This window comes from Bifidobacterium sp. POST2/T3 (B1), from assembly GCF_058197115.1.
On the sequence record NZ_JBVPQK010000103.1, the window covers coordinates 1 to 8269 of the forward strand.

The 8269-nt window shown below is 57.2% G+C and carries 3 pseudogenes; all 3 read right to left on the reverse strand.

The window, feature by feature from the left end:
- Positions 1-1965 (reverse strand): annotated as a pseudogene (locus AC0AP0_RS06330) (InlB B-repeat-containing protein); the annotation flags it as partial.
- A 714-nt stretch (positions 1966-2679) separates the two neighbouring features.
- Positions 2680-6245 (reverse strand): annotated as a pseudogene (locus tag AC0AP0_RS06335) (RCC1 domain-containing protein).
- A 701-nt stretch (positions 6246-6946) separates the two neighbouring features.
- Positions 6947-8269 (reverse strand): annotated as a pseudogene (locus tag AC0AP0_RS06340) (RCC1 domain-containing protein); the annotation flags it as partial.

An 8269-nucleotide genomic window follows, 5' to 3' on the forward strand; every position in this document is an offset into this window, starting at 1 on the left:
TGGCTGCCTTTGTCGGGGTTGATTTTCCAGGTGTTGTTGGGGTCTTTGAGGGTCCATTTGGCGGTGAGGGTGAGGTTTTGGGTGACGGGTTTGCTGAAGTCGTAGGCGGTGTTGCCGGTGAACCATCCGTCGAACTGGTAGCCGTCGCGTACCGGGTCGGGGGAGGGCCGTTTGGCCCTGCCGTACGGGTAGGGGACACTCTGGTCTTCAGGCTTGGTGCCTTCTTCGCCCGTGTCGAAGGTGACTGTGTGGGTGGTGTCTGTAGTGGTGTCTCTGGTCAGGGTCTGGTCGACCGTGTAGTTGAGGTTCTTGGTGAAGGGCTGGCCGTATTGTTTGCCGGTGATGGTGATTGAGGCTGGTCCGGGCTCGCGGGCGGGCATGTCCGTCTGCCAGGCGTCGCCGGTCTTGGTGAGTGTGAGCGTCTGGCCGTCCATACTGGCTGATTCCAGTGTGGGTGCCTGTGTGATGATGGTTCTTTTTGGTTTGTCAGGCTGGCCCTGCTCATCAAGTTTCCACTGGTATAGGCTGCCTTGTCTACTGATGGCGGTGATTCTGCCGTCGGCTTCGGAGGCTTGCATGTAGGTCTGGCTGCCGTCGTCCGCCCGCTCGGGTTTGTTGCCGGGCTTCCAGGTCCAGACTTGGCCGTCCGTGCCGTTGATGATGGCCTGGCTGCCGTTGGTGGTGATTGATCGGGCTTTCATGCTTTCCGGCAGGCTGGCGGCTGTTATTTTGGTCGAGCTGTCGTTTAGGTACTGGGTCTGCCCGTCCGCATCCAGGAGGAGGAACCCCTTGTTGAGGGCTTGGGCTTGGATGATGCGCATGCCCGGTTCCTGTTCGATGCGTGAAGGCCTGGCGTTTCCCGAGGCCGTTTTCCAGGTCCAGGTTTGCCCGTCCGCGTCCAGGATGAGGATTCGCTTGTCGGAGGCGGCGGTGGTGACGGCCTGCGTCTGCCCGGGCAGGCCGGTTGCGGCCTGCTGGGTGAATTCCGGGGTCTGGTCCTGGTTGCTGGCCTGGTCAGCATGGTAGGCGTGGACCTGTCCCTGCCGGTCCACCGCCAGAAGCCGGTCATTGTCCGTGCTGATGCTGGTGAATCCGGTGTTCCGGTCGGTGTTGAGGATTACGGGTTCAGTCTGTCCGCTGTTCCAGATGTAGATCCGCTGGTCGGAGCCGAGGGCCGCCTGCCACCGGCTGCCGGCTGCGGCCTGCAGATAATGGAACCCGCTGGGAGCCTGGGCGGGGAAGGGCACCTGCTTGGGCGGGCTGTCTTTCGTCCATGTGTAGATGCGGCCGTCGCCGGTCAGGCTGACAGTCTGCTCGCCTGCGGCGTGGATGTTGCTGAAACGTGGTTCTTGCTTGTCGGGCGGGTTGATGGTCAGGCGGGTGCCGGAGGCGGGCCCGTGGTCCGGGCTCAGCGTCCAGTCTGTGACTTTGGTCCACTGGGCTTTCAGGGTCGTGTCCTGGAGGATGGGGGTTTGCAAGTCGAAAGGCTGACCGTCATATGTCCACCCGTCGAACCGGAAGCCCTCACGCTGCGGATTTCGTTCCGGAGGGGAGGCGAGAATCCCATTCTTCACGCTTGCCTGTGTTGGTTTGCTTCCGTCGGTCGGGTCGAAGCGCACCACGTGCGCGGCCTGAGCATCCGTTGTTTCTGTTGATTTGGCCGGAGCTGATTCGCCGCTGCCTGTACTGCCCGTCGGCGATGAGGGAGCATTTGGGCTTGCTGTTGCGGTGCTTAACGGCGATGCTGTTGTCAGAGGCGATGGCGAGGGAAGTTGAGTATTTGATGCACTGCTGGGGAAAGAGGCGGGATTTTGCTCAGCTACGCGAGGGGTCTGACGACCCCCCCCCCCCGGTGAGGATAGGAGCGTCCGCTGCGTTGGCGGACGCGACGCCCAAGCCTGCCAGCAGGCTCAGTAGGACGATCATCATCGCCGAAACGGAACGCAGACGGGAAACCAGATGCATGACTTATAAACCCCTTACCGACACCAAGCAAAGCCAACTGCTCGCCTATAACGTCTTGTCTGCCAGAAAACTATTCTTTCTTCCAATGCCAGCTCAGCATCAGATTGCACGAGCCATAGCGGAAAGCCAGCCGTTTCCCGACACCCCTATCTTCACCATACCACCAAGTTAAAAAGCAACACACGAAGCAATTGGTGGTAAGCGATTTGGAACTATCTGGACTATGGACCGTGTAATCGTCGGTTTTTATGGCATAACAGCAATTCCGATTAATTGCATTACTGATGGAGCTGCACGCAAGCATCGCTCCTATTGGCTCTTATCTCCTTCACGAAGTTCAACATGTGCCTGGCGATAGAGGCTGAAGGGTGGATCTAGTCTGGAGGGCCCCAACATCTTGGGGGATTCGACTGCATTAACGTGCCTCAGATTGACGCCGCTATGTCTTTGCTTGATCGGCAAAACGACCATCTGCTTTAAACTTGTCGGCCAATAATGGACCGGTTGTCAGGTTTGTTCCCGATGCAGGATAATCGGCTGACTGCGCGCGATAAAAGCTGCTGCTTCCACTATTGCTGTCGGTGGTCGATTGATAGATGTGGTGGGGGCGCGAGAGGGGTGTCGGCTCCCTTGGGGATTGAGCCTTGAATGACACTCGCCTCCGTGCGCCCCCAGTGAGGCCGAGGCGGGGGGATTAATCCGTCCCGGTCTTTCTTACTCGTGCGAAGCGTGTGACAGCTGTCGCTGTTCCCTCCGGTAGCGACGAGCTGCTATGACACCCCCCATGCCGATCATGCCGGTGGTCAGGGCGAGCAGTATGCCTTCCCCGCCGGCCTGAGGGAGCACGCCCAAAGGCGTGTAGGTATATCTGAGGGTGGTGTCCGGCTTTTGGGCTGCGCCGCCCAGCGTGTAGTCGACGCTGACCGTGACCGTGCCCGGCTCATGAGCGGGTGTGACCACTGTGACGCTGCCGTCATCTTGGCTTTTGGGTAGGTCCTTTACGACGGTGCGGTCGAATGTGATGCCGGTGATCACCGGCTGCAGGTTGAACACTACTGGTACTGGGGCTAAACTCCGACTCCCTGCGTCGGGATTGCCGAGTTGGCCATAGTAGTTGTATCCCCATGTTCTGGCGCTCCCCTCCTCGTCGATTGCCAACGAATGCCAGCCTCCACTACTGATCTGTGTAGCGTTCAAGCATGGGCCTGGTGAGCTTGTGGATTGGGTGGAGGCGAATACCTTCACCGGAGAATGCTGATCATTCGTGGTGTTGTTGCCGAGCTGGCCATACTCGTTACTCCCCCATGCCCAGGCCCTTCCCTCCTCGTCGATTGCCAGCGAATGCTTAAATCCGGCGCTTGCTTGTATTACTTTCACCTCCTTGTTTTCGGTGGTGGGGAATTGTACGGACGCGGGAAGAGAATTCGCGTTTTTGCCGCTGGTGCTCCCGTTGCCGAGTTGGCCATAATAGTTGTATCCCCATGCCCAAGCCTGGCCATCAGTGTCGATTGCGAGCGAGTGCCAGCCTCCTGCACTGACCTGTACAGCTGTAACGCTGCCTGACTCTTTCTTGGGGTATTGCACCAGCGTAGGAGCGGTATTTGTACTACTATCGCCGTTGCCGAGTTGGCCATACCTGTTGTATCCCCATGCCCAGGTGTTGCCTTCAGTGTCGATTGCCAGCGAATGCTCATACCCGGCACTTGCTTGTATTACTTTCACATCTTTGTCCTCAGTTATGGGGAATTTTGCGCGTACCGGAATAGAATTCGCGACATTAGACGCACTGCTAGTGCCGTTGCCGAGCTGGCCATAGTGATTACGTCCCCATGCCCAGGTGCTTCCATTTGCATCAATTGCCAGCGAATGTTCGCCTCCGGCACTCACTTGTATGGACTTCAGTCCCGTGGTCGCATTGGAGCTGGTAGCGGGGTCACGCACTCGCAAGGGAGCAGTGGAATAACCGCCGTTGGTATTGTTGCCAAGCTGGCCATATGTGTTGTCTCCCCAGGCGTACACGTATCCGTCGCTGCCCAGGGCAAGCGAATGGCCATCTCCGGCGCTAACCTGTACATAGGTGAAATCATTTGGTAGATTCGTATATATCATGGGATTGGGCTTCTTCACCACGACCGGCTTGTCTCGTTGAGTAGTGGTCCCATCGCCAAGCTGGCCATAGTCATTGTTCCCCCAAGCGTAGGCGTTTCCATCACTGCCCACAGCCAAGGAAAAAGCAAACCAAGTGCTTTTTGAGCTGCTGATCTGGTTGAATTTGATGCCGCTGATATTGGCGGGTGGGGTGATGGTGGTCTGTTGCCCGCCAAGCTGGCCACCCTTGTCAGGGTTGATCTTCCAAGTGTTGCCCGGGTTCTTGGGTGTCCATTTGGCGGTGAGCGTGAGGTTGTCTGTGACAGGCTTGCTGAAGTCGTAGGCGACGTTTTTGATGAACCACCCGTCAAACAGGTAGCCTTGACGGGCCGGATCGGGGGAGGGCCGCTGTACCCTGCCGTACGGATAGGAGACCTTCTGGTTGCTGGGTGTCGGGTCTCCCTCGCCTGTGTTGAAGTAAACCGTGTAGCTGGTTTCTGTTTCGGTGTCCCTGGTCAGCGGCTGGTCTACGGTGTATTGGAGACTTTTGGTGAAGGTCTGGTCATCCTGCCTGCCGACGAGTGTGATGGTGGTTGGTCCGGGCTTGTGGGCTGGGGCATCTGCCTGCCAGGTATGATTCTTTCCGGTGAGTTTCAGCGGCTGGCTGTCCATACTGGCTGATTCAAGGGTGGACGCCTGAGTGGTGTTGAGCCTGACCGGTTTGCTGAGTTGGCCTTGAGCGTCCAGACTCCACGTAAGTATGCTGCCATGCTTGTCGATGGCGGTGATCTTGCTGCCAACACTGGCGGCTTGTACGTACTGCTGGTTCCCGTTGTATACGCGCATCGGCGTTTCGCTGGGCTTCCACGTCCAAACGCGTCCCTCTGTGTCTGTGATCAAGGCCTGGTCCTCGTTGGCGATGATCCAGCTGGTCTGCGCGCCGTCCGGCAAGCCGACTAGGTTCATGTTGGTTGTGCCGTCGGCCAGGTACCAAGCCTGACCGTCCGCGGCCAGGAGGAACCCTTGGTTGAGAGCTGCTGCTTGGATGATGCGTCTGCCCTGGTCCTGCTTGACGCGTGCTGGTTCGGCTTTTCCAATCTTGCTCGTCTCCCAGGTCCAGGCCTGTCCGTCCGCGTCCAAGATGAGGATCCGCTTGTTGGAGGCGGCGGCGAGGATGGCCTGCGCTTTTCCGGGCAGGCTGGTTGCGGCTTGTTCTGTCGGTTTTATGCTCTGGTTGTCTATTGGGTCGGTTTGGAAGAGGTGGACTTGTTCTTGCCGGTCCACCGCTAGCAGCTGATCATCGTGCATGCTGATGCTGGTGAACCCGGTGTTCTGGTCAGTGTTGAGGATGGTGGGCGTGGCTTGCGCGCTGGTCCAGGTGTAGATTTGGTGGTCGGATCCTAAAGCGGCATCCCAATGGCTGCCGGCTGCGGCCTGCAGGTAATGGAACCCGTCGGCAGTATGGGTGGGGAAGGGGACCTGCTTTGGTGTGCTTTCCTGCATCCATATGTAGATTCTGCCATCGCCGGTCAGTCCGACAGTCTGGTCGCCTGCGGCGTGGATATTGCTGAAACGTGGTTCTTGCTTGTCGGGCGGGCTGATGGTCAGACGGGCTCCGGAGGCGGGCCCGTGGTCCGGGCTCAGCGTCCAGTCCGTGATTTTCGACCACTGAGCTTTCAGGGTTATATTCCGGAGTACCGGGGTTTGGAAGTCATAGGGCTGGCCGTCAAGCGTCCACCCGTCGAACCGGAAGTCCTTACGTTGCGGATTCTTTTCCGGAGAGGTGGCTAAAGACCCGGTTTTCACGGCTGCTTTGGTTGGTGTGCTGCCGTCGGCCGGGTCGAAGTGCACCTCGTGTGCATCTTGATCATCCGTTTTTTCTGATGATTTAGCCGCAACGGAGTTTGTGCTGTCAAGTGTTCCCGTCGTTGATGACGGGGTGACTGGACTCGCTGTTGGGCTTAATGGTGTGGTGGCTTGTAATACCGATGGTGAGGGCAGTGGTGTGCTGGTTGTGCTGCTGGGGGTAATGCCTGGGGTTTGTTTAGCTACGCGAGGGGTCTGACGACCCCCCCCCCCCCGGTGAGTACAGGAGCGTCCGCCTGGGCGGATGCGACGCTCAGACCTGTCAGTAGGCTCAGCAGGACGGTCGTCATTGCCAAGATGCGGCGCAGACGGAAAACCATATGCATGAAACCAAAACCCCTTCACCAAACGTCAAGCGGTGTCAAAGCCGCCTGCACATAACGTCTTGTCTGTCGGAAAGTCCTTCTGTCTTTCAATGCCGACTCAGCATCAGATTGCACGAGCCATAGCGGAAAGCCATCTGTTTTCCGACACCCCTATTTTCACCATACCACCAAGTTAAAAAGCAACACACGAAGTAATTTGTGGTAAGTGATTTGGAATTATCTGGTTTATAGACCGTGTCATCGTCGGTTTTTACGGCAGCATAGTAATTCCGATTAATCGCATCACTGGTGAAAGCGCTGCGTGAGCATTACCCTATTGAATCTCGCCCCCGCCACGATATTCATCACTGATTGGCCATAGAACGCTGATAAACAACTGAATCGGTGGGGGTTTCAGCATCTCAAAGCAGCCGACTATAGCAGCTTGCTCTTGCTTGGTCTGCAAAAAGACGACCCAGACAAGCATGGGTAACAAGTAGCAAACAACCCTAGGTTTTGTTCCTGACACGAAACAATAACCTCCAACGTCAAGAGCAGTTGCTTCCTTTATCGCTGTCGTGTGGTTGATCAATAAGTGTGGTGGGGACGCGGGAGGGGCGTCGGCCCACTTGGGGATTTGAGCCTTTAGTGACGCTTGCTTCCCTGCTCCCCTTATTCTGGCAGGAGGTGGGGGGGGGGGTGATATATGCCCCCGGCCTTTCTTACTCGTGCAAAGCGTGCAATAGGCGGTGTTGCTCTCTCCGGTGGCGGCGGGAGGCCAGCATCGCGCCCATGCCGGTCATGCCGGTAGCCAGGGCGAGCATGATGCCTTCCCCTCCGGCCCGGGGGAGCACACCTGCAGACAGGGACGTGTATCTGAGGGAGGTATCGGTCAGAGTCTGTCCTGAGCCGCCCATCGTGTAGTCCACGCTGACCGTGACCGTGCCCGGCACGTGCGCAGGCGTGAGCACGGTGACGCTGTTGCTGATATTGGTCAGATTCGTGCCGGGGCTAGTGTCGAACCTGGCTGCGCTGATCGCCCGAGACAGGTTGAACTCCACTAACACCGGGGCATAGGCATCTTTGTAGCTGTTGTTGCCGAGCTGACCATAGCCGTTGTATCCCCATGCATACGTGTATCCATCCTTGCCGATAGCCAGAGAATCCCAATTTCACGCACTGACCAGAGTGCTGTTCAGACTTAGATCAGTGTTGTTTGGGGATGCAGGATTTCGCACTTTTGCTGGTTGTCTGTGAACAGTGGAACTGTCATAGTTGGTATAACCAAGTTGGCCGTAATCGTTTCGTCCCCACGACCATGCAACCCCATTGATATCTATAGCTAAGGAAGTATCATATCCTGCACTGACTTGGCTGGCTTTGAAGGCGATAGCGGGATTGTCGGGATTATATGTTCGGGCTGGGCGAAGAATATCATCATTCGTCGTATTCTGTCTGAGTTCGCCCCAATAATTCCATCCCCACGACCAGGTGTTTCCTTGGGCATCAATCGCCATGGAATGCTCAAAACCGGCGCTGATCTGAACGCTTTTCAAGCTTTTGCTTGTATCTTCGGGATTGTTCGGGTCGCATGCACACCCAGGAACAGGATTCGCACCGTTGAAGCCGCTTCTGGTGCCGTTGCCAAGCTGACCAGACGTGTTGTGTCCCCATGCGTACGTGTTACCGTCGCTGCCCACAGCCAAGGAAACACTATTGTGCATCTTGCCAGATCCAATTGAATTGCTGATTTGGTTCAATTTAACGCCGTTGCGGCTGTATGGCGGGGCGATGGTGGTGGTCTCATCGCCTGGCTGGCTTCCCTTTGTTGGGGCTGATGGTCCACGTGTTTCTGGGGTTTTGCTGGTCCAGCGAGCGGCGAGCATGATGTTTTCGGTGACGGGTGTACTGAAGTTGTAGGCGGTGTTGCCGGTGAATCATCCGTCGAACTGGTAACCGTTGTGCGTAGGATCTGGGTTGGGCCGTTGCACTCGCCCGTACGGGTAGAGGATCTGTTGGGGTTGGGGTGCCTGGCTTCCTCCGGT